The organism is Azohydromonas lata NBRC 102462 (genome assembly GCF_001571085.1).
Classification (GTDB): Bacteria; Pseudomonadota; Gammaproteobacteria; order Burkholderiales; family Burkholderiaceae_C; genus Azohydromonas; species Azohydromonas lata.
Genome location: NZ_BCTC01000103.1, coordinates 1 through 21382 on the forward strand (window position 1 = coordinate 1; position 21382 = coordinate 21382).

The 21382-nt window shown below is 70.6% G+C and carries 17 protein-coding genes; 4 read left to right on the forward strand and 13 right to left on the reverse strand.

Features of this window, described 5'->3' with window-relative positions; genetic code table 11:
* Positions 1-95: 95 nt before the first annotated feature.
* Positions 96-1328, reverse strand: coding sequence for a pyridoxal-dependent decarboxylase, exosortase A system-associated (locus ALA01S_RS24740; protein ID WP_218011527.1), 1233 nt, complete (start codon positions 1326-1328; stop codon positions 96-98).
* Between the two features lie 115 nt (positions 1329-1443).
* The gene (locus tag ALA01S_RS24745; RefSeq protein ID WP_066341984.1) at positions 1444-3072 is read right to left on the reverse strand and encodes an acyl-CoA ligase (AMP-forming), exosortase A system-associated; all 1629 of its coding nucleotides are present in this window, start codon (positions 3070-3072) and stop codon (positions 1444-1446) included.
* 453 nt (positions 3073-3525) lie between these two features.
* Here ALA01S_RS24745 and ALA01S_RS24750 point away from each other — a divergent pair, with 453 nt between their 5' ends.
* The 4 genes from ALA01S_RS24750 (at position 3526) to ALA01S_RS24765 (ending at position 7135) form a co-directional block, all read left to right on the forward strand.
* Positions 3526-3789 (forward strand): acyl carrier protein, encoded by a 264-nt coding sequence (locus ALA01S_RS24750; RefSeq protein WP_066341985.1) that lies wholly within the window; start codon positions 3526-3528, stop codon positions 3787-3789.
* Positions 3790-3870: 81 nt separating this feature from the next.
* Entirely contained in the window at positions 3871-4737 is an 867-nt protein-coding gene (locus ALA01S_RS24755) for a hydrolase 2, exosortase A system-associated (RefSeq protein ID WP_066341986.1), read from the forward strand.
* Positions 4734-5669 carry a hydrolase 1, exosortase A system-associated gene (locus ALA01S_RS24760; protein ID WP_084267913.1) on the forward strand — a complete coding sequence of 312 codons (936 nt, stop codon included), beginning with the start codon at positions 4734-4736 and terminating at the stop codon, positions 5667-5669. Before ALA01S_RS24755 ends, ALA01S_RS24760 begins: the two co-directional genes overlap by 4 nt.
* Positions 5670-5674: 5 nt before the next feature.
* A complete protein-coding gene (locus ALA01S_RS24765; RefSeq protein ID WP_066341987.1) occupies positions 5675-7135 on the forward strand; it encodes an oligosaccharide flippase family protein in 1461 nt (486 codons plus the stop codon).
* Between the two features lie 84 nt (positions 7136-7219).
* Here the strand turns inward: ALA01S_RS24765 and ALA01S_RS24770 are convergent, their stop codons facing one another.
* From ALA01S_RS24770 to ALA01S_RS24820, 11 genes are all read right to left on the reverse strand, one after another.
* A complete protein-coding gene (locus ALA01S_RS24770; RefSeq protein WP_066341988.1) occupies positions 7220-8269 on the reverse strand; it encodes a hypothetical protein in 1050 nt (349 codons plus the stop codon).
* A 12-nt stretch (positions 8270-8281) separates the two neighbouring features.
* The gene (locus ALA01S_RS24775) at positions 8282-9778 is read right to left on the reverse strand and encodes an MBOAT family O-acyltransferase (protein WP_066341989.1); all 1497 of its coding nucleotides are present in this window, start codon (positions 9776-9778) and stop codon (positions 8282-8284) included.
* A 42-nt stretch (positions 9779-9820) separates the two neighbouring features.
* On the reverse strand, positions 9821-11350 hold the full coding sequence (locus tag ALA01S_RS24780; protein ID WP_066341990.1) for a polysaccharide lyase: 1530 nt from the start codon (positions 11348-11350) through the stop codon (positions 9821-9823).
* Positions 11351-11352: 2 nt separating this feature from the next.
* Entirely contained in the window at positions 11353-12306 is a 954-nt protein-coding gene (locus ALA01S_RS24785; RefSeq protein ID WP_066341991.1) for a polysaccharide deacetylase family protein, read from the reverse strand.
* On the reverse strand, positions 12303-13652 hold the full coding sequence (locus ALA01S_RS24790) for a putative O-glycosylation ligase, exosortase A system-associated (protein ID WP_066341992.1): 1350 nt from the start codon (positions 13650-13652) through the stop codon (positions 12303-12305). Before ALA01S_RS24790 ends, ALA01S_RS24785 begins: the two co-directional genes overlap by 4 nt.
* A gap of 6 nt (positions 13653-13658) precedes the next feature.
* Positions 13659-14675: a transglutaminase-like domain-containing protein gene (locus ALA01S_RS24795; RefSeq protein ID WP_169806001.1), complete on the reverse strand. Its 1017-nt coding sequence runs from the start codon at positions 14673-14675 to the stop codon at positions 13659-13661.
* A 22-nt stretch (positions 14676-14697) separates the two neighbouring features.
* Entirely contained in the window at positions 14698-15918 is a 1221-nt protein-coding gene (locus ALA01S_RS24800) for a TIGR03087 family PEP-CTERM/XrtA system glycosyltransferase (protein WP_066341994.1), read from the reverse strand.
* Complete coding sequence (asnB, locus tag ALA01S_RS24805) at positions 15915-17849, reverse strand: asparagine synthase (glutamine-hydrolyzing) (RefSeq protein ID WP_066341995.1); 1935 nt, start codon at positions 17847-17849, stop codon at positions 15915-15917. The genes ALA01S_RS24800 and asnB overlap by 4 nt, the downstream gene beginning before the upstream one ends.
* Before the next feature lie 359 nt (positions 17850-18208).
* The gene (locus ALA01S_RS24810; protein ID WP_066341996.1) at positions 18209-19420 is read right to left on the reverse strand and encodes a glycosyltransferase family 4 protein; all 1212 of its coding nucleotides are present in this window, start codon (positions 19418-19420) and stop codon (positions 18209-18211) included.
* A 113-nt stretch (positions 19421-19533) separates the two neighbouring features.
* Positions 19534-20745, reverse strand: coding sequence for a glycosyltransferase family 4 protein (locus ALA01S_RS24815; protein ID WP_066341997.1), 1212 nt, complete (start codon positions 20743-20745; stop codon positions 19534-19536).
* A partial coding sequence (locus ALA01S_RS24820; RefSeq protein ID WP_169806002.1) for a UDP binding domain-containing protein occupies positions 20742-21382 on the reverse strand: 641 nt, incomplete at its 5' end. The genes ALA01S_RS24815 and ALA01S_RS24820, both read right to left, overlap by 4 nt.

Consider the following 21382-nt stretch of genomic DNA (forward strand, 5'->3'; position numbering starts at 1 on the left):
GACGGCTCGGGGTGCGCTGCGCATCGGCATCCGGCCGGCGTTGGACCACCATGGCACCACGGCCATCAACGGGCGGCCGTCAACGGCTCCCGCCCTCACACCAGCACTTCCACGCACCCCGGATGGCTCAGGAACCCCTGGGGGCTGGCGCTGGCGCCATACGCGCCGGACTGGAACACCACCACCAGGTCGCCCGCCTGTGCCGCGGGCAGCGCCATGCGCTCGGCCAGCAGGTCCAGCGGCGTGCACAGCGGCCCAACCACCGAGGCGTTTTCAACGGCCGCCTCGCCCATCCGCGTGCCTAGGGCCACCGGATAGTTCTTGCGCAGCACCTGGCCGAAATTGCCCGACGCCGAGAGGTGGTGGTGCAGGCCCCCATCGGTAATGAGGAAGGCCTGGCCGCGCGAGACCTTGCGCTCCAGCACCCGCGCCACGTAGACGCCCGCCTCGCCCACCAGGTAGCGGCCCAGCTCCAGCACCAGCACCGCCTGCGGCAGCTCGCGCGCCGCGCGCTCGACGAGCTGCCGCAGGTTGTCGCCGATGGGCGCCAGGTCCAGCCGCTGCTCGCCGGGGAAGTACGGGATGCCGAAGCCGCCGCCCAGGTTGAGCACCCGCACCGGCGACGGCGCGTGCTCGGCCAGCCGCAGCGCCAGCGCGTAGGACAGGCGCTGCGCCTCGCAGATCGCCTCGGCCTTGAGGTTTTGCGAACCGGCGAAGAGATGAAAGCCTTCGAAGGCCAGGCCCTCGCGCTGCAGGCCGCGCAGCACGTCCGGCAAGCGCTCGGCGTCGATGCCGAACGGCTTGGCGCCGCCGCCCATGCGCATGCCCGACCCCTTGAGCTCGAAGTCCGGATTGACGCGCAGCGCCACGCGCGCGGGCAGGCCCAGCGACTGCGCGATGCCGGCCAGCAGCGGCAGCTCGCGCTCGGACTCGACGTTGACCAGCACGCCCGCGGCCACGGCCTGGCGCAGCTCCGCCTCGCCCTTGCCCGGGCCCGCGAAGCTGATCTCGCGCGGATCGGCCCCCGCGTCCAGCGCCACGCGCAGCTCGCCGGCCGAGGCCACGTCCACGCCGTCCACCCGTTGCGCCATGAAGGCGACCAGCGCCGGCATGGGGTTGGCCTTCATGGCGTAGTGCAGCTTCACGGCCGCGGGCAGCGCCGCGCGCAGCTCGGCCACGCGCGCACCCAGCAGGCCGCGGTCGTAGGCATAGAAGGGCGTGCGGCCCACGCGCTCGGCCAGGCGGCGCAGCGGCCAGCCGTTGACCAGCAGCTCGCCCTCGCGCACGGCGAACTGCGACATGGGGGCGTGAACGGGAGGGGTGCTCATGGGCAAGAGGCGGGCAAGGCGGTGAACGGAGGCCGCGGGTACTGCGGGGCGGACGGTGCGGACGGTGTGAGCGGGACGGGAGGGACGGCGTGGCCAGCGGGCGGGCGCGGCGGCCTCAGCCGCCCTGGACGTCGCCCCGATCATCGCCCTGGCGTTGCGCCCAGGCGGCGGCCAGCGCCTTGCGGTCGATTTTCCCGTTGGGATTGCGCGGCAGCGGCGCGGGCACCACGTCCACGCCCGCCGGGACCATGTAGCCGGGCATGCGCACGCGGCACTCGGCCAGCAGCGCGGCGACGTCGAGCTCGCCGCTGCCCTGCGGCGCGGTGGCCACCACGCGTATGGCCTGGCCCAGCACGGGGTGCTCCACGCCGAAGGCGGCGCACTCGCCCACGCGGCGCGTGGCGTAGAGCACCTCCTCCACCTCCGTCGGGCTCACGCGGTAGCCGGAGGTCTTGATCATCTCGTCGCGCCGGCCCACGAAGTACAGGAAGCCTTCGGCGTCGCGGCGCACGGTGTCGCCGGAGAACACGGCGATCTCCGGCAGCGGCAGCCCCGCTTCGCGCCCGCCCACGCCGGCGGGCAGCGGGCGGTAGCGCTCGGCCGTCTTGTCGGGGTCGTTCCAGTAGCCCAGGCCGACCAGGGCGCCGCGGTGCACCAGCTCGCCGGGCTCGTCGGCGCCGCACTCGCTGCCGTCCTCGCGCAGCACCAGGATCTCGGCGTTGGGGATGGCGCGGCCTATGGAGTCGGGGCGGCGGTCCACTTCCTCCGGCGGCAGGTAGGTGGAACGGAAGGCCTCGGTGAGGCCGTACATCAGGAAGGGCCTGGCCCCGGGCACGCGCTGGCGCAGCAGGGCCAGCGTCTGGCGCGGCATGCGCCCGCCGGTGTTGGCGAAGTAGCGCAGGTGCTCGCCGATGGCGGCGGGCCAGTGGAGCGCGGCGAGCTGGATGTAGAGCGGCGGCACGGCGGTGAGCCCGGTGACGCGCTCGCGCTCCAGGGCCTTGAGCACGTCGCGCGGCAGCAGCCAGTTCAGCAGCACCACGCGCGCGCCGGCATGGAAGGCGGTGGTGAGCTGGCTGAAGCCGGCGTCGAAGGACAGCGGCAGCGCCGCCAGCAGCGTGTCGTCGGCGGTGTTTTCCAGGTAGCTCGCCACGCTGGCGGCGCCGGCAACCAGGTTGCGGTGCGACAGCACCACGCCCTTGGGCCGCCCGGTGCTGCCGGAGGTGTAGAGGATGGCGGCCATGTCGGCGTCCACGGCGCGGTGGCCGGCGCGCGCGGGCGCCTGCAGCAGCGCGTCCCAGGCGGTGAGCGTGAGGCCAGCCGGCAAGGCCACGTCGGCCGGCGCGGCGCCGGTGAGGACGACATGGCGCAAATCCGGGCAGCGCGGCAGCTCCGCCAGCAGCAGCGGCAGCCGCTGCGGCGACGTCACCAGCACGCGCACGTTGCAGTCGGCCAATATGAAACCGACCTGCGCAGGCTTGAGCAGCGGATTGAGCGGGACGAATACCCCGCCGGCCGCGGGCGCGCCGAAACTGGCCACCACGGTTTCAAAGCGCTTTTCCAGCCAGATGCCCACGCGCTCGGCACGCTGGAGGCCAAGCGCCATCAGCCCCGCGGCAAAACCCTGCACCTGCGCCTGCAGCGCGGCGTAGCTGAGCTGCCCGCCGTCATGGCTCAGGGCGCCGGCCTGCGGGCAGCGTTGCGCCGCGCGGGTGATCAAGTCAGGCAACAAAACGGCGTCAGGCATGCGCGGGAGGTCTTCGCCGGCACGCTTGGCAAGGCAGGCGGCGCCGGGAAAAGAGGTTCGTTGGGATTCAGGAAAATCAGGAAACAGCGGCCTTCGATCCGCCCTCCGGGCTGCCCGGATTTTGTTTTCCGCCTGCCGCCACAAAACCTGGGCTTGCCCTGGAGTTGATTTGGCGTGGCCGCGGCGAAAGGGGCTGGCCCTCATCAAGGGAGCCGGGTGAATTTTGAGAAAAACTCCTGAGTATCCAATTCTGGGGCTGAATTTCAAGTACTCATGCTGGTGCAGAATCGCGCCTTCGCAACGTGCGTGCCGCAGTCCGTTGCCGCGGCACGACACGCCGGCCCGCTGGCCGGAGGCCGCGCCACGCGGCTCTCCCAGGCCCGGCCGACTCCATTGCACGTCGCTGCGCGTCCCGGACGGGACGCCGCAGCTCCTGGGCTAAGGACCTGCCGCATGGACACTGAACAACAAGTGCTCGACTTGCTCGACGAGCTGCTCGGCTTGGGCGGACGCACCGCGGGCTTCAACCGCGACACCGCGCTGCTGGGCGCCCTGCCGGAGCTGGACTCCATGGGCGTGGTCGCCCTGTTGGGCGGGCTGGAGGATCGCTTCGGCCTCGTGGTGGACGACGACGACATCGACGGCGCCACCTTCGCCACCGTGGGCACGCTCACGGACTTCGTGGCCGCCCGCATCGCACCGCGCGCTCACGCCTGATCCTGCGCCGCCCGCTTCGCCCGCCCCGCCCGCCCTGTTCTCAACCGCTGTCCCTGCGCCCTCGCCCTGCCCTTGCCTCCCTTGCCTCCCGCTGCCGGCGATAGAGCGCAGCCTCTGTACCTGGACCTGGACGGGGCCCGCCGCTTCTGTCTGCACCATCCCGCCCACGGCGGCGCGCCGCGCGCCCGCGTGCTGTACCTGCACCCGCTGGCCGAGGAGATGAACCGCAGCCGCCGCATGGCCTCGCTGCAGGCACGCGCCCTGGCCGCCGCGGGCTGCGAGGTGCTGCAGATCGACCTGCTGGGCTGCGGCGACAGCCCCGGCGACTTCCGCGACGCCACCTGGGACGCCTGGCGCGACGATGCGCTGCGGGCCAGCCGCTGGCTGCGCGGGCGCGCCGGCAACGCGCCGCTGTGGCTGTGGGGCCTGCGCGCCGGCGCGCTGCTGGCGGTGGAGGCCGCGCGCGCCCTGGAGGAGCCAGACCCCTGCAACCTGCTGCTGTGGCAGCCCCCGGCCAGCGGCCGCGCGGTGCTGCAGCAGTTCCTGCGGCTGCGCCTGGCGCAAGCGCTGGCCGGCGGCGACGCCGCGGCGCTGATGAAGTCGCTGCGCGCCCAACTGGAGGCCGGCCAGGCGGTGCAGGCCGCGGGCTACGAGCTCTCCAGCGCCCTGGCCCGCGGCCTGGAAGCCGCGCAGCTCACCCCGCCGCCCGCCCGCGCCGGCCACCTGGCCTGGCTGGAAGTGGGCGGCACCGAACCCGGCGAGCCCGCGCCCGGCGCACAGCCCACCCTGGCCGCCTGGCGCGCCGCGGGCTGGCGCGTGGACGCGCACCGCCTGCCCGGCCCCGCCTTCTGGGCCACCGCGGAAACCGAGACCGCCCCCGCGCTGCTGCAGGCCACGCAGGCGCTGCTGGCCGCCACGGCAGTGGTGCGCGAAGGAGCCGCGGCATGAGCGCGGGCGCAGGCCTGGCCGGCGCCGCGCCCGCCTGGGAGGAGCGCGCCCTGGCCTTCGATTGCCGGGGGCAGCAGCTCATCGGCGTGCTGGCCGTGCCGGCGGGCGCGGCGACGGCAGCGGTGGACACCGGCGTGGTCATCGTCACCGGCGGGCCGCAGTACCGGGCCGGCGCGCACCGCGTGTTCGTCTGCCTGGCGCGCGCGCTGGCCGGCGCAGGCGTGGCGGCGCTGCGCTTCGACCTGCGCGGCATGGGCGACAGTGAGGGCGACTTCCCCGGCTTCGAGCACGTGGCCCCCGACGTGGCCGCGGCCGTGGACGCGCTGCAGGCGCAGTGCCCCGGGCTGCGCCGCGTGCTGCTGTGGGGCCTGTGCGACGGCGCCAGCGCCGCGCTGCTCTACCTGCACGCCACGCGCGACGCGCGCGTGCGCGGGCTGTGCCTGCTCAACCCGTGGGTGCGCTCGGCGCAAAGCCTGGCGCGCGCCCACGTCAAGCATTACTACCTGCAGCGGCTGCTGCAGGGCGAGTTCTGGCGCAAGCTGCTGCGCGGCGGCGTTGGGCTGGCGGCGCTGGGCGACCTGGCCGGCAACCTGCGCGGCGCGCTGGGCCGCGGCAGCGGCGGCGGCGCCGCCCGCGGTGACGGCCAGGGCGCGGCACCAGCCTCGTACCAGCAGCGCATGGCGCAGGCCTGGCGCGGTTTCGACGGCGAGGTGCTGCTGCTCATCGCCGGCCAGGACCTCACGGGGCGCGAATTCCTGGAGCACGCCGCGGCCGACGCGCACTGGCGCGGCCTGCTGCAGCGCCCGGGCGTGCGGCGCGAGGACTGCGCCGGCGCCGACCACACCTTCTCCAGCGAGCCGGCCTGCGCCTGGCTGCTGCAGCGCACCCTGGCCTGGGTGCGGCACGGCCACGCGCCGCTCACTTCCGCCTAGCCGCCATGTCGATACGCAAGTCGCTCGTCATCACCAGCATCGACAAGTACGCGAGCCTGGTCGTCAACATCGGCGCCACCATGGTGCTGGCGCGGCTGCTCACGCCCAACGAGGTCGGCGCCTTCTCGGTGGCCATGGTGCTGATCTCGGTGATGTCCATCATGCGCGGCATGGGCGCGGGCCAGTACCTGGTGCAGGAAAAGCACGTCACCGAGGACCGCATGCGCGCGGTGTGGACGGTGCAGATCGGCCTGGGCGTGCTGCTTGGGCTGGTGGTGGCGGGCATCGCCGTGCCGGCCGGGCATCTCTACAAGGACGAGCGGGTGCGCGACATCCTGTTCGTCCTGGCGGGCAATTTCCTCATCACGCCCTTCGGCTCCGTAACCCACGTGTGGCTGATGCGCGAGATGCGCTTCCTGCCCATCGCGCTCATGCAGTTCGCCTACGCGGTGACCAACGCCGCCGTGTCCATCTGGCTGGCCTGGCGCGGGCTTGGCGCCATCAGCCTGGCCTGGGGCAACCTGGCCGCCACGGTGGCCAACGCGCTGGTGGCCACGTGCTTCCGCCCGCGCGGCCACCCGTGGCTGCCGGGCGTGCGCGAGGTGCGCCGGGTGCTGTCCTTCGGGGCCAGGGTGTCGTCCTCGGCGCTGGCGGAGACGCTGGCCAAGGGCTCGCCGGAATTCTTCCTGGGCCAGATGCAAAGCCTCACGGCCGCGGGCTTCTACTCGCGCGCCAACGGGCTGATGACGCTGTTCACGCGGCTGGTGTTCGACGTGGCCTCCAGCGTGGCCACCACGGGCTTTGCCAAGCGCTCGCGCGAGTCGCAGGACACGCGCGGCCCCTTCCTGCTGAGCCTGGCGCACATCACGGCGCTGTGCTGGGCCTTCGCGGGCTTTCTGGTGTTCATGGCGCCGGCCGTGATCCGGCTGCTGTACGGCGCGCAGTGGGCGCCTTCGGCGCCGCTGGTGAGCTGGCTGGCCGGCGCGCTGGCCGCCGGCGCGCCGGTGGTGATGTGCGCGGCCGCGCTCACGGGCCTGGGCGCGGCCACGCAGGTGTTGCGCGCGGGCATGGCCAGCGCGGTGTCGGTGGTGGCCCTGAGCGCCCTGGGCGCCTGGCTGGGCATGCACGAGCTGGCCATGGCGTCGCTGGCCGCCAGCGTCCTGGGAACGCTGGCGTGGCTGCGGGCCGCGCGCCACGTCATCCAGTTCAGCTATGGCGAGCTGCTGGCGGTGCTGCGCCGCAGCACCCTGGTGGCCTTGGGCGCGACGCTGGCGCCGGCCTTGGTGTTCCTGACCTTCGACAGCATCGAGGAGCGGGCCGTGGCGGCCCTGGCCTTGGGCGCAGCGGGCAGCGCCCTGGGCTTCCTGGCCATGGTGTGGTTCTCGGCGCATCCGCTGCGCGACGAGCTGCGCCGCCTGCTGGGCAAGCGCGCCAACGCGGCCATGCCGGCGCAGTCAGGGCACTGAAGAAGCGCGCCGCACGGGCTCCGCGCCCTGCAGGCCCGCCGGGCCCGGCAAGGCCGCCGCGCACGGGTTCGCCCCGGCTGGGGCTCAGGGCCCCTGGCGTGCGGCGGCGGCCGTTGCGCCCTGGCCGGCCAGTTGGGCCGCCATCCAGTCCGACACGGCGTGCGCGCCGTAGACGTTCACATGGTCGGCGTTCTGCCACAGGGTGGAGGAGCGCAGCAGCTCGCGCGCGTCCAGCAGCGGGCCATAGGCCTGCGTCCAGCGCGCCACGCGTGGCAGCCGCCGGGCATCGGGCGCCGGCAGGTACAGGAACACGACCTGTGTGCCCTTGGCGCGGGCCAGCTCGGCGATGCGGCGCAGGTAGATCTCGTTGTAGCGGAACAGCAGGTTGGCCTCCAGCGGCAGCGCGTCCAGGCGCCGGGCCAGGGCCTCCTTGCCGTCGGTTTCGCGGCGCAGCCGCATCAGCTCGGCCTGGTGGAACTCCCAGCCCATCCGGCGCGTTCGCGGCTCGGTGAAGCCATGGCCGACGTAGGTGTCGTTCCAGTGCGGCCCTTCGTAAGTGGCGGGGTCGAAACCCGGCTGCACGCCAAAGGCGCCCGGCATGGCGCTGGCCAGCGCGTACTTGGCCTGGCGCAGCGGCAGCCGCACCAGGTTCTCGAACAGGCCCGTGTTGAGCAGCAGCGGCGCCTGCACGAAATCCAGCGGCAGGCCCAGGCGCTGGAAGCCCGGATGCGGCGCGCGCGCCTCGGCCTCCTGCAGCTCCACCACCAGGGTGCGCACGCGGCGGTGGGCCAGCAGCTCGCGCGCCACCACGAACTCCATGTCGCGGCCCAAATGCGGCACGGCAAAGTTCACCACGCGCTGCGCCACGCCCAGCTCGCGAAGCCCGGCCTCGACCCGGGCGTCGTCTATGCCGCTTTGGGTGTGCGAGGTGCCGATGAAGGCGACGTCTATGGGCGTGTCGTCAAAGTGGATGCGCTCGTAGATCCACTTGAGCCGCAGGTAGTGCACGCTCTCCCGGCTCACGAGCTGGTAGCGGACGTAGCCGTCATGCGGCAGCAGCGCCAGCACCAGCAGGACCACCAGGGTGGCGCCCATGAACCAGAGCAGGAACGCCCGCGCGGTGAGGTGTCGCATGGACCCGGGCCCTCAAAAGTTGAAGTAGAGGAACTGCGTCGGCTGGGACACGTGCATCAGGCCCACCGCGGCCACGACGCCCCAGGCGATGGCCACCCACAGCGGCGGGCTGCGCCAGGCCAGCGCGCCGCTGCCGCCCACGCCGGCCGCGCGCGGCGCGGGCTCCTGCACCAGCCAGCGCGCCACGAGCTGCTGCGAGTTGGGCAAAGCCGCCACCGCCGGCAACAGCACCGCCAGGGCGCCGAACAGCGCCAGATAGTCCAGCGTTTGGGCATCAGCCAGGTTGAGCGTGAAACCGCCCACCCCATGCAGGCCGGCCATGCCGGCAATCACGCTCCACGCGCTGGCGAAGTCATGCGCGCGGAAGAACACCCAGGCCACGACCACGGCCACGAAGGTCAGCAGCCAGGCCGCGGCGCGCTCGGCCGCACCCGCGCTCCGTTGCCCGCGCACATGCTGCCAGGCATGGTTGATGACCAGGTAGCTGCCGTGCAGCCCGCCCCAGACGATGAAGGTCCAGCCCGCGCCATGCCACATGCCGCCGATGAGCATGGTCAGCAGCAGGTTGGCGTAGCGCCGCACCCCGCCGCAGCGGTTGCCGCCCAGCGGGATGTAGAGGTAGTCGCGCAGGAAGGTGGACAGCGAGATGTGCCAGCGCTTCCAGAAGTCGGCGATCGACAGCGCCTTGTACGGGGAGTTGAAGTTGTAGGGCAGCCGCACGTTGAGCGCCAGCGACAGGCCGATGGCCATGTCGGAGTAGCCCGAGAAATCGAAGTAGAGCTGGAAACTGTAGGCCAGGGCGGCGCCCCAGGCGTGCAGCAACTGCGGCGCCGCGCCGCCGTCGAACACCGGCCCCACGTAGGGCACGAGGCTGTCGGCGATGAACACCTTCTTGAACAGCCCAAGCATGAAGAACGCGGCGCCGGCAGCCACGTTGGCGCTGCACCAGCGGCCCACGTCCGCGCGCTCGAACTGCGGCATGACGTCCTTGTGGTGGATCACGGGGCCGGCCACGAGGTGCGGAAAATAGGTGACGAACAGCAGGTAGCGCAGGAAGTCCGACTCCTTCACCTTGCCCTGGTAGGTGTCCACCAGGTAGGCCAGTTGCGTGAAGGTGAAGAACGAGATGCCCAGCGGCAGCACGATGGCCGGCACCTGCCACTCCTGCCCAAGCAGCGTGGTGGCGGTGGCAACGAAGAAGCCCGCGTACTTGTAGTAGCCCAGCGCCGCCAGGTTGGAAATGACCGCCAGCGCCAGCACGCGCCGCGCCGGCAGGCTCTTGGGCGCTCCCGCGTGCACGATCCAGCGCCCAACCAGGTAGTTCAGCACAATGGATGCCAGCAAAACGAGCGTGTGCTTGGGCAGCCACCAGGCGTAGAACACCAGCGACGTCAGCGCCAGCCACAGCGTGATGGCGCGCGCACCCGCATTGGCTCGGCCCAGCGCGAAGAACACGCCAAAGGTCACGGGCGCGAAGGCAAGCAGGAAAATCAGCGAGTTGAAAAGCATGGCGGAATCAGAAGGAGCGGAGCGCGCCGGCTACCGGCTGCATCACGGTTTCATGGGGCCGATGTAGCGCCGCGCCACGACGAGGTTGTCCAGGTACAGCGTCAGCCGCTGCGGCGCGGGCGTCTTACCGCCGTGGTACACGTCCACCCACACCGTCTCGATGTGCAGCTCCGGGGTCATGCGAAACAGCAGGTTGGAGCGCTCGAAGGCCAGTTGCCCATCCACCCAGCCGCGCACCGCGCCGTCGTGCTCGCCGGGCTTGTTGAGCCGCACGTACTGCTCGATGCAGTACCAGCGGTTTTTCTCCAGCAGCCCGGTGGGCCCGGCGTTCCAGCCCTGGAGCTCGCCATAGCCGCCTTGCCGGGAGTCGATGTGGTACAGGTAGAGGCCCACGCCCCTGCGCTGCGCCACCACGGTGTCCTCGCCGACGTGTGAATAGAACCCGCCGCGGGCGGACCAGCCGTTGAAGCCGTCGGCGGTGCGGCCGCCCCAGCCGCCGCGCCCATAGGTGCCCGCCAAGCCGGGCAGCTTGCCCACGTCCGATGGGTCCCAGTCGCCACCCAGGCGAAGGTAGTAGCGCAGGTAGAGCTCGTCGGGCTCCACCCCCCCGGCCAGCGCCTTGAGCGGCCGCTGCAGGTCTATGCCCGCGAACTTGCCCTGCTCCACCGTCACCTTCAGGGCATTGCGCTGCAGCGGCTCGAAGCCGGCATCGCTGCCCACCAGGCCGAAGGTCTGCACGCGTTCGCCGGTACGCCAGCCCGTGGACCAGTCGTTGCGCTCGAAACGTTCCACGAACAGCACGTCGGCCTGCTGCTCCAGGCCCACGTCGCCGCGCACGCGGTCGGCCAGCCCTTTGCTCACCGGCGCCGGCGCCATGGCCGGCGTGCGCACCGCGAAGGCACCCAGCACCATAGGCCCCCACACCCGCTGCATGGACAGGCGAAGCGAGACGCCGGCAGGCTTGTGCCCCGGCCGATGGGGCACCGGAAAGGACAGCAGCGCCACGTTGGGGCCACCCGCGCGCACCATGGGCTGGCTGCCCAAGCTGCTGAGGGCGGGACACGCGGTGTAGGTGTCGGCCACCGGGTCCAACAGCTCGCGGCGACCGTCGTCCCACGTCACCAGCAAGGCCGGGCGCTGCAGCACCTGCTCGGATTCGCGGCTGGCGATGTCGGCAATGCCGCTGCTCCCCCCAAGCGCACGCAGCATCACGGCACCGGGCGCCGCACTGCCCTGCCGCCATTTCTCCGCCAGGGTCGTGAGGTCCAGCGCAATCGCCACGGCCCCCGTGCTGCGCCGCAGCTCCATGCTGGAAAACGGCTTGTCGCCATAAGCTTGGCCGGCAGCGTCGCTCCAGTCGCCTCCCGTGCGCTCCCAGCGCAGTTTCGCGATGGAGACGTAGTAGTCGCACGTGACGCCCCCGGCGCTGTCGCTGAGCACGGCCAGCGGCTCCGCCTTGCGCTCGTCAGCAAGCGCCGGCGCCGTGCCGGCCACGAGGCCGGCCACGGCCCATGCCAGCCGGCACGCAGCGCGGCGCGCCATGCCCGCCAGCCGGTGGTTGCGAAAAATCATCGTCACAGTGCCACCTCCGTCGGCTGGCGCTTGTTGAGCAGCATGCGCAGCCTGAAACGCAGCGCCGTGCGGTCCCAGGGCGTGAAGCGCGGCAGTTGGTACAGGTCGGCCCCGGTGCGCGACACGCCACTGGCCGTCGTGAGCGCGGCGCTGTAGCCGGCGCGGCGCACCATCTCGCAGTGGCGAGGGTGGTAGTCGGTGCGCGGACGGCCGTTGGGATAGGCGAACAAGGTCACGGGCGCATCGATCACCGCTTCAAGGTCGTCGCGGCTGGCCACGATCTCGTCACGCGCCACGTCGTCAGGCACGGTCGTCAAAATGGGATGCGTGCGCGTATGGCTGCCTATGGTCATGCCCGCGCCGTGCATGGCGCGCAACTGCGCGCGGCTGAGCATGAGGTCGTCAGGCAGGTGCGCGCGCGCGGCACGCGCCACCTGCTGGGCGCAGCGGTCACGCGCCCCGGGCTCCATGTACTTCAGCCTCGTGAGCAGCAGCCTCGCCGCATGCCTGCGGGCAGCCGGCGAATCCAGCCGGTGCCGGCCCAGCAGCAAGTCGTCCAGGTCCAGCACGTCGGCGCTGCAGCGGCGCACGGCCTCAACCAGGGTGTCGGACCACATCCGGCCGCCGTCCAGGTAGGCCGAGGAGACGAAAAAGGTGGCGCTCATGCCATGGCGGCGCAGTATGGGCAGCGCCACGTCATGGTTGTCCGCGTAACCGTCGTCGAACGTGATGGACAGCGCACCCGCAGGCAAGCTGCCCTCGCGCAGCCGGCGGATCGCCTGCTCCAGCGGCAGCACGGTGTAGCCGCGAAGCCAGCGCAGCATCTGGTCAAAATGCGCCGCATCGGGCTCGTAGGGATTGAGCGGATCGGGATGCGGCAGCACGCGGTGAAAGATCAGCAGCGACAGCGGATTCGCAGACGCCGCGCTCCCGCCACCCCACTTGGCCCAGCTCACCGGCCAGCTCCCGAACCCAGCGCGGGCGCCGGGCGCGCAGGCACATTGCGCTGCACGGCTCCAGGGGCCGCCTTGGCCGCGGACGCGGGCGGCGCCAGGTTCTGCTGGACCCAGCGCGCCGTGGTCACCACGATCACCAGCAGGTTGTACTGCAGGTCGGCATAGGCGAAGCTGAGGAAAGCGCCGCCCATGAAGAAGCCGATGAGGGCGACCTGGCACAGCCCAAGCAGGTCATACGCGTTCTTCAGGTGCGGGAGCTTGACTATCTGGCGCCTGACCTTGACCGCCAGGTGCAACGTGGTCAACCATGTCGAGATCCACAGGAACAGGCCAATCCACCCATGCTGGCCCAGCACCTGAAAATAGATGCTGTGCGCAACGTAGACGTGGTGGGTGTCGGCCACCGCGTTCTCCACGACCGGCGCGTACAAATCCTGGACATGCTGCGTGTAGGCCTGAAACCCGGCCCCGGTGATGCGATGGTTGGCAATGTTGATGGCGGTGATCCACTGGTGAACGCGCGTCATCGCCGACTGGTCCTGGTCATAGGACTTCACGGTGTTCATGCGGTTTGTCCACTTTTCCGGAATCGCCGGAATCAAGGCAACCGCCACGCACAGCACGATGACGGCAATCTTCAGCCGCCGCCCCTTGGCTCGCCACCACAGGACGCACAGCATGCCCGTGAGCGACAGGAAGGCGCCTCGGGAATAGGTGCCCAGCACGGCGATCACGGTCAGCAAGATGACCACGCGCATGATGCGCCGCGTCCAGATATGCGGCGAGGTGCTGTAAAGATAGAACAGCAGCGGGACCGTCATGATCATCGACAGTCCCAGCAGGTTGTTGTCCATCATGAAGCCGCCAGGCCCCACCATGGTGCCGCCGCCGCCGGTGGCCAGGGCGTAGATGCCGCTCTTGAAGCCGTAAAAGCCAATGGAGCCGGCATCCACCCACACGAAATACCGGATGTGGCGCTCGGAGTGCAGCACGCACATGCCCACGATCGACATCAGCAGGACCTTGGTGACCTGGCTGCCCATCTCCGACGATTCGGCCCCGTGGATCGCCATCTGCGTGGTGATCCACGTCCAGATCACGAACGCCCACAAGACCTTGACGGGCAGCGACCGCGGCATCCTCACCGGCGTGCGGCTGACGAACAATCCCACAATGGTTGCGCCCGCGGCCATGGCGGCAAACGGGGCGCTCTGGGCAAAACCATAAGTCAGCTTGTGCGGGACGCCAACGCCCAGCCAGGTCCACAACAGCACACCTATCCAAACCTGCCGCAGCGAGCCCACCAGCATGACCAGCACGATGGAGGCAAGGATGAGGTCCCGCATGCCGGATCAGCGTCGCCGCGCCGCGGCCCTGGCCGCGCGAACATAGCCCAGCCCCAGCACGGCGGCAGCCAGGCACGCAGCCACGCTCACGCCCAGCACCGCCAAAAGATGCATACGCAACACCCGCATCTTTTCAACCATGCCCCGGTTGTCGGGCTCCGCCAAAACGCGAATGCGCGGATGCACGCCCTGCGCAATGGCCCCGAGCTGCTCCAGCGAACGCGACAGCGGGCCCAGCAGGCGTACCAGCAGCGCATCGTCGTAGGTGTAGACCGCGTTGCCCCACCACATGTACCACTGGTGCAGGCCGCGGCGGTAATAGCGGGCTGCGGCGGCAGGATCGGCAAAGCCCTGCAGCGCCCTGGGCTCCACGGGCCGCGTCGCAGTATCGTCCGCGCCAAGGCGCACACGCTCGCGAAACTCAAGGCCGGACATCGGCTGGCCCGCTTCGTCCAACGGGAAGAAGTTGTTGGCCACATCGATCATGAGCCAGCGCCCGCGGCGCTCGTCCCACACTTCGTTGAAGATGTGGCCGCGGCCGCCAAAGCCTTCGAACGAGAACGCCCAAGTGCGCACCTTCAGCCCCGCCGCCAGCGCCATGGCGTCGAAGACGTCCGAGAAATCCGCGCAGTAGCCTTTGCCCTCGCCAAGAATGAGAGCGTAGGTCTGCTCAAGATCGGATTGGATGGCCTGGCCCATGGTGGCCTGGTTGGCCCGGTTCTGCAGGAGGTGGCGGCCTATGGCCACCGCACGCTCCCAGTCGCCGGGAAGCCGCTCCAGGCCCAGCGCCTGCACGCGGGCGCTGAACTGCGGCGACGGCGCAGCCCGCTCCAGCACGAAATCGGCCGGCGTGGCCTGCGGCTTCCAGTCGAAGCTCGGCGTGTCCACAAAGTCCATCAGCAGCGCATTGCGCATGCGCACGAGCTCCGCCGAGTCCTTGAAATGGGGCAGCAGCGACAACGCCGCGGCCGCCACCACCAGCAGGCAAAACAACAGTGCGCGCAGCCTGGAACGTTGGGTCATGCACCTACTCCCGCCAAGTGGATCACGACGCGACAGGCAACCCGCTGGAAGCGGCACGCCAGCGGCCGACACAGCGGTCGATGATGGCGTCCAGCCGCTGCATGGACTGCGGCCAGGCATGGTTGCTCAGCATGCGCTCACGCCCGGCTGCCGCCAGCCGTGAGCGCTCGGCCGGGTCCTGAACGATGCGCAGCACCGCATCGGCGTACTCCTGCGGGGTGTCGGCCACCAGCAGGTGCTCACCGGCCACCGCATCCACGCCCCCGGCGGCAATGCGGCTGGAGACCACGGGAACCCCCATGGCCATGGCTTCGAGAATCTTGTTCTGCGTGCCGCGCGCAATGTTGAGCGGCGCCACCATCGCGGCCGAGCGCAGCACGTGCGGCCGCACGTCAGCCACCGAGCCCGTGACGGTGACCCCGGGCAGCTCGGCCAGCTTGCGTATCGCGGGCGACGGATCGGCCCCCACGATCACCAGCTTCATCCCCGGCCGGCGCTGGCGCAGCAGCCCCCAGGTGTCGCCGCAAAAGCGCAGCATCGCCTCCTGGTTGGGGTAGTAGTCCATGCGGCCGATGAAGCTGATGGTGTCGGCGTCATAGCCCTGCCCGTCCGGGCAAAAGTACTGCGCATCCACGCCGTTGGGGAACCAGTCGGTGGCCACGCCCGTGCCGTAGGACTCCAGCGTCTGCCACTCGGCGCGCGTGGTGGCGGTGCACAGGTCGAACTGCCGCGCCAGGCGCTTTTCCTCGCGGAACATCTTGCTGCCTTCGAGCCGGTAGCCCAGGTTCAGCGGGAAAGGCTTGAAGCTCACGTACTCCAGCCACTTCTGCGAGTCCATGTCGCCGAAGTCCAGGATCTTGGGAATGCCGCGCACGTGGCTCACGTACTGCGCCACCGAGGAGCAATGCACGAAGATGAGGTCGAAGCGCTCCTGCGCCAGCAGCGCGCGCACCTTGCGGTCCAGCTCCGGGGAATAGAAGAAGCCCATGGACGAAGGCTCCAGCGTGGGCAGCCTGGCCACCATGCGCAGCGACTGCACGGGGTTGGACACCAGGCCCATCTCGAAACGCGCGCAGTGCGGCGCTATGCCACGCCCCTCCTCGGCCTCCTGCGGCGTGCGCGCCAGCGAACACACCGTCACCTCGTGCCGCTGCGAGAGGTGCCTGATCATGTTGAAGGGCCGAATCTTGCCGCCGCGCTTGGGCGGAAACGGGAAGCGGTGGCAGACGTAAAGAATCTTCATCGGGCCAGGAAGCTCTTGAGCTCGGCCGTCACGTCCTCGTGGGAGCGGCGGTCCAGGTAGATGCGGCTCCAGATCTCCAGGTTCATCAGCGAGATCAGGACATCGGTGCCGTCCATGCGGTTGGCCTGGTGGTCGGCCACCAGGCGAGAGACCACGCGCGGCTCGAACAGGCCGCGCGCGCGCACCACGTCGGCGCTGAGCAGCCGCGCCAGCACCGGCGCCAGCTCGTGCTTGAGCCACGCACCCATGGGCGTGCCAAAGCCGCGCTTGGCGCGATAGAGAATCTCGCGCGGCAGCATGTCGGAGAGCGCCTGCTTCATCAGGTGCTTGAGCTGCGTGCCCGGCACCTTGTGCTGCTGCGGGATGGAGGCGGCCATCTCCACGAGGGCCTTGTCCAGCAGCGGCACGCGGCACTCCAGCGACACGGCCATGCTCATCTTGTCGGTCAGCATCAGCAGGTCGTCAGGCAGCTGGGTCTCGGCATCCACGGCGAACATGCGGTTGAGCGCGTCACCATCACCGGCCGAGGCAAAGGCGGCGGCCAGCGCGTCGGTGGGTGCGGCCGCCCCCTTGAGCAGCTCGGCCACGTGGTCCTGCCCAAGCACCTGCAGGTAGCGGCGGTAGCGCTCGTCCGGCGACAGCGATGCGGACTCCAGGAAGCCCCGCGCCAGCCTGAGCTTGTTGAGCAGCTGCGAGTGCCTGTCCACCGGCAGGCCCTGCGAGGCGCGCACCATGAGATCGCGCGCCCAGCCCGGCAGGCGGCCGAACTTGGCCGCGTAGTGCTCGCCCAAGTAGCGCCGGTAGCCGCCGAAAAGCTCGTCGCCGCCCACGCCGGAAAGAATCACGGTGACGTCGCGCCGCGCAAACTCCGACACCAGGTAAGTGGTCACGAAGGCCGAGTCCGCCACCGGCTCGTCCATGTGCCACAGCAGCCGCGGCAGCAGGCCCACGACATCCGGCTTGACCACGATCTCGTGGTGCTCGGTCTTGAACAACTGCGACACCTGCCGCGCGTAGGGCAGCTCGTTGTAGAGCTGCTCGGCCTCGCCGCCGTCAAAGCCGATGGCATAGGTGCGTATGGGCGCCTCGGAGTGCTTGGCCATGAAGCCCACCACCGCGCTGGAATCCACGCCGCCGGAGAGAAACGCGCCGATGGGCACGTCCGACACCATCTGGCGGTGCACCGCCGCATCCAGCGCCGCGCGCGTGCGCTCCACCCATTGCGAGGCGCTGAGCGTGTGGTCCTGGCGCGAGGGCAGCCGCCAGTAGCGCCACTGCTTGACCTGCCCGTCCTCGATCGAGAGCATCGTGGCCGGCGGCAGCTTGGCAATGCCGCGGAACATGGAGTGCGGCGCCGCCACGTAGCCCAGGTGCAGGTAATCGGCCAACGCCTCCCGATTGAGCTGCGGCGTGACGTCAGGCAGCGCCAGCAGGGCCTTGGCCTCGGTGGCAAAGGCCAGCCGCTCGCGCGTGTGGTGCACGTACAGCGGCTTCACGCCCAGGTGGTCCCGGCCGATGAGCAAGCGCCGCCGCCGCGCATCCCACAGCGCGAAGTTGAACATCCCGTCCAGCCGGTGCACGAACTCGTCACCCAACTGGTCGTAGAGGTGCAGCATCACCTCGGTGTCCGAACCGGTCTTGAACCGCACGCCGCGCTGCTGCAACTCGGCGCGCAGCTCGCGAAAGTTGTAGACCTCGCCGTTGCACACGATCCACGTCGTGTCGTCGGCATTGCTGATGGGCTGGTGCCCGCCGGCCAGGTCGATGATGGAAAGGCGGCGCATGCCTATGGCGCAGCGCTGCTGCGCCGGCTCGATATGCCAGCCTTCGTCATCCGGGCCACGATGCTGCGTGACGCGGCCCATGGCGGAAATGGTCGCAGGCTCAACCCGCTGCCCGTCAAAGCGGTAGATGCCGTGAATGCCGCACATCGTCAGATCTCCACGCCGGCCAGGGTGCCGGCATTGCGCCGCGCGCCGGGCGCGCCAACGCGAGCGCCGCACAGGCGCACCGCGCAAGGGGTCAAGGGGTGTCCGCGTTCGCCACCAGTCCGCACACACGCCCATGCGGCCGGGCCATACGCTGTTTGATACAACCGTTCGTTACGACTCAATCTGCCGTCCTCGTGCAGCAGCTCGGAATTATGGAGGCTTGACAAGGGTTCTCCCGGACATGCGGTGGCGCAAGCCGGCCTGCCCGTTGACGGAAATCACAGCAGGCCCGGCCTTCAACGCCTGAATGAGCGTTACAGATTTGTAACTTCAACGAAGCGCCCAACGGCGTGCAGGCCTCAGGTGCTGCTCAGGGACAGGCCCGCCAGGCGGCCAAACAGGGCCAGCTGGGCCTGCGTGGTCTGCTGCCAGCTGAACCCCTCGGCATAGCGGCGCACGTCCTCCCGCGCCGGCATGGCCGCCAGCAACTGCTGCAGCGCTGCAGCCAGCGCCGCGGCTTCGCGCGGCTCGAACAGCACGCCGCCGGACTGCGGCGTCACCACCTCCGGCGTGCCCCAGATGCGCGTGGCCACCACCGGCGCACCGCAGGCCATGGCCTCCAGCAGCACGTTGGCCCAGCCCTCGCGGCTGGAAGCCAGGATCAGCGCATCGGCCGCGCTGTACCAGCGCAGCAGTTGCTCGTTGGGCACGGCGCCGACGAAGCTCACGCGCGCCTGCACGCCCAGGTTGCGCGCCAGCGCCTTGAGCCGCTCGCGCTCCGGGCCGTCGCCCACGATGGCCAGCCGGGCCTGCGGGTGCGTCTGCAACAAGGCCGGCATGGCCTCGATGGCCAGGTGGTGGCCCTTGCGCTCGATGAGCAGGCCCACCGAGAGCAGCAGCGGCGCGCCGTCCAGGCCCAGCTCCTGGCGCATCTGCGCCTGCGGCAGCGGGCGAAAACGCTCCAGGTCCACGCCGTTGCGCATGACGTGCAAGCGCTGCCCGTCTATGCCCCAGCCGCGCAGCACGTCCATCAGCGCCGAGCACACGCCAATGGAGGCGTCGGCGCGGCGGGCGGCCCAATGCATCATGGCCCGCGGCAGCGCGTACTGCGGCAACAGATTCAGGTCGGTGCCGCGCGCGGTGATGGACAGCGGCTTGCCCAGCCAGCGCGCAAGCAGCGCCGCGGCCACGCCGTCGGGGTAGTAGTAGTGGGCGTCCACCACGTCGAAGTCAAAGCCCTCGGCCTGCAACTGCCGCACCGCGGGCAGCGCGGCCAGCGCAAGCGCCAGCGGCGCCGTCGTCATGCCCACCTTGGGCAGCAGCGGATAGCGCGGGTGCAGCACGTCGATGCCGTTGCGCGTCTCGCGCTTGGGCACGGCGGCCCAGCGCGCGTACTCGCCAAAGCGGGGGTTGGCTGACGGGAACCAGGGGACCGGCGCCACCACCTTGGTTTCCACCGCCCCGCTCTTGAGCAGCTCGCGCAGCCGCGTCTCGACGAAGATGCCGTGCACGGGCTTCACGCTGTTGGGGAACAGCGTGGAAAACAGCAAGGTACGGATGCGGCGGTTCATGCGCCCACAGGCGGGCCGGCGCGGCCCGCGTCCATCACAGCAATCGTCATCGGTTCACCTGAAATGCGGCCCTGGAATACGGCGCTGGGGCACATGCCCGGCGTGCGGGCGGTTCACTTGCCGGCGCCGGCGCTGCCGTGCGCCACGCCGGAGGACGGCCTGCCGCGGCTCAGCAGCTGCCGCGCCAGATCGACTGCGCGCTGCGCGTTGCCGCGCCAGGTCAGACCCATGCGGGGCACCGTGGCCGCCGCACCGGCCGCGACGCGCTCGCGCAGCGCGGGCTCGGCGCACAGCCGGGTCAGCGCCTGCTCCAGCGCGCCCTGCGCCTTGTCGTCAAACAGCAGGGCGTTCTCGCCATCAACCAGCAGCTCCTGGATGTTGGGCACGCGCGGCGCCACGATGGCCTTGCCCAGCGCCAGGTACTCGAACATCTTCAGCGGCGAGGCGTACTCCACCACCGCGGGCTGCAGCGCGATGTCGAAGGCGGCCACGTGCGCGGGCACCAGCTCCCGGCCGATCAGCCCGGTGAAGCGCACCCGCTCGCCCAGGTTCAGTTGCGCGGCCAACTGCTCCAGGCTGGAGCGCGCCGGGCCGTCGCCCACCACCAGCAGCCGCGCATTGGCCGGCGCCGACGGGCCGGCCATCCAGCGCAGCACGCGGTCCACGCCGTGCCAGTCGCGCACGAAGCCGGTGAAGCCCAGCACCAGCGCGCCTTCCAGCCCAAGCTGCTTCTTGGCCTGCTGCGGCGACGGAGCCGCCCCGAAATGCGCCTCGTTGATGCCGTTGTGAACGACCACGATGCGCTCGGCCGGCACGCCGCGGCCCATCACGTACTTCTGGGCCAGCACCTGCGTCACGGGCAGCACCACGTCGGCGCCACGCCAGACCTTGCCTTCGGCCCACGCCGCCATGCGCGGCAGCCCAAGCCCGCCGTAGCGCTGGCGCTCGTCGGCCAGCGGGGCATTGATCTCCAGCAACATGGGCAGGCCCAGGCGGCGCTTGGCCATCAGGCCCCCCAGCATGTAGAGGTTGTAGCGCTCGTACAGCACGTCCGGCTTGAAGCTGCGCGCCGCGGCCATCAGGCGCCGGTAAGCCACCAGCGAATACGCCAGCTCCAGCACTTCGTACGCAGCCTTGCTGCGCACCAGCGTGCGCAGCAGCCGCACCCACCAGACCTGGCCGCCCATGTCCTTGCCCGGCGGCGGCGCCGCCGGGGCCACCACGTGGACCTCATGCCCCGCCTCGCGCAGCGCGTGGATCATTTCGTCGATGTGCACCGCCTGCCCATCGCGCGAGGCCGTCCGGTGGTGGTAGAGGATTTTCATGCGGAGCGCGCCCCGTTGGCCTGGCTGCGGCCAATGGCCACGTACTCCAGCCCGTGGGCCTTGAGCAGCGCCGGCTCGAACAGGTTGCGCCCGTCAATCACCAGCGGCTGCTTGAGCGCCGCACGCATGGCGTCAAAATCCGGGCTGCGGAACTCGCGCCACTCGGTGACGATCACCAGCGCATCGGCACCGGCCAGCGCCGCCTGCGCGCTGTCGACGAAGCTCACGCCCGGCACGCCCTTGAGCGCAACCTGCGCCTGCTCCGTGGCCACGGGGTCGTAGGCCTGCACCCGCGCGCCGCGGCGCACCAGGTCTTCGACGACCACCAGGCTGGGCGCCTCGCGCATGTCGTCGGTGTCGGGCTTGAAGGCCAAACCCCACAGCGCGAACGTGCGTCCGGCAAGGTCTTCGCCAAAGCGCTCCACCACCTTGCGGCCCAGCACGTGCTTTTGCAGGTCGTTGGCCTCCTCCACGGCTTCGAGCACACGCAGCTTCACGCCGTACTCCTGCCCGGTGCGCACCAGCGCCTTGACGTCCTTGGGGAAGCACGAGCCGCCATAGCCCGCGCCTGCGTACAGGAAGTGCGTGCCGATGCGCGGGTCGCTGCCGATGCCGCGGCGCACCATGTCGATGTCCG

Bases quoted from the DNA above. Each gene is read 5' to 3' on its own strand.
- asnB (WP_066341995.1), bottom strand. From the start codon at position 17,849: ATGTGCGGCATTCACGGCATCTACCGCTTTGACGGGCAGCGGGTTGAG.
- ALA01S_RS24760 (WP_084267913.1), top strand. From the start codon at position 4,734: ATGAGCGCGGGCGCAGGCCTGGCCGGCGCCGCGCCCGCCTGGGAGGAG.
- ALA01S_RS24745 (WP_066341984.1), bottom strand. From the start codon at position 3,072: ATGCCTGACGCCGTTTTGTTGCCTGACTTGATCACCCGCGCGGCGCAA.
- ALA01S_RS24810 (WP_066341996.1), bottom strand. From the start codon at position 19,420: ATGAACCGCCGCATCCGTACCTTGCTGTTTTCCACGCTGTTCCCCAAC.
- ALA01S_RS24740 (WP_218011527.1), bottom strand. From the start codon at position 1,328: ATGAGCACCCCTCCCGTTCACGCCCCCATGTCGCAGTTCGCCGTGCGC.
- ALA01S_RS24800 (WP_066341994.1), bottom strand. From the start codon at position 15,918: ATGAAGATTCTTTACGTCTGCCACCGCTTCCCGTTTCCGCCCAAGCGC.
- ALA01S_RS24780 (WP_066341990.1), bottom strand. From the start codon at position 11,350: ATGATTTTTCGCAACCACCGGCTGGCGGGCATGGCGCGCCGCGCTGCG.
- ALA01S_RS24790 (WP_066341992.1), bottom strand. From the start codon at position 13,652: ATGCGGGACCTCATCCTTGCCTCCATCGTGCTGGTCATGCTGGTGGGC.
- ALA01S_RS24750 (WP_066341985.1), top strand. From the start codon at position 3,526: ATGGACACTGAACAACAAGTGCTCGACTTGCTCGACGAGCTGCTCGGC.
- ALA01S_RS24770 (WP_066341988.1), bottom strand. From the start codon at position 8,269: ATGCGACACCTCACCGCGCGGGCGTTCCTGCTCTGGTTCATGGGCGCC.
- ALA01S_RS24815 (WP_066341997.1), bottom strand. From the start codon at position 20,745: ATGAAAATCCTCTACCACCACCGGACGGCCTCGCGCGATGGGCAGGCG.
- ALA01S_RS24765 (WP_066341987.1), top strand. From the start codon at position 5,675: ATGTCGATACGCAAGTCGCTCGTCATCACCAGCATCGACAAGTACGCG.
- ALA01S_RS24795 (WP_169806001.1), bottom strand. From the start codon at position 14,675: ATGACCCAACGTTCCAGGCTGCGCGCACTGTTGTTTTGCCTGCTGGTG.
- ALA01S_RS24775 (WP_066341989.1), bottom strand. From the start codon at position 9,778: ATGCTTTTCAACTCGCTGATTTTCCTGCTTGCCTTCGCGCCCGTGACC.